Origin of the sequence: Enterobacter cloacae complex sp.6700776 (assembly GCF_048284255.1) — a bacterium.
Classification (GTDB): Bacteria; Pseudomonadota; Gammaproteobacteria; order Enterobacterales; family Enterobacteriaceae; genus Enterobacter; species Enterobacter intestinihominis.
Genome location: NZ_JBLVYK010000321.1, coordinates 1 through 263, shown reverse-complemented (window position 1 = coordinate 263; position 263 = coordinate 1). Strand labels below are relative to the sequence as shown.

The window sequence follows — 263 nt, the reverse complement described above, 5'->3', positions numbered from 1 at the left end:
ACCCTATTGTATTTCAGTCCTTATCTGGAGAACTGACGGTTCATAAAAATCAAGAAGGCTTCACATTAGACTTCCCTATTTTAGATTGTGAACCTGCCGATTTAAGCCAATATCCACAATTAAGCGAGATCCTCGGAACCCCTATTTCTGAACTGTATTTAGCCAAAGATCGCTATATCTGTTTTGTTGATTCACCAGAACAAGTGCAGAATTGCCATCCCGATATGTTGCGTCTTGCACAATTACCTTTGCAGGGATTAACC

1 pseudogene is annotated in these 263 nt (G+C 40.3%); it reads left to right on the top strand.

Annotation, left to right across the window (positions count from 1 at the left end):
- Positions 1 to 263, top strand: a pseudogene (locus ACNQ0T_RS24450) (PhzF family phenazine biosynthesis protein); the annotation flags it as partial.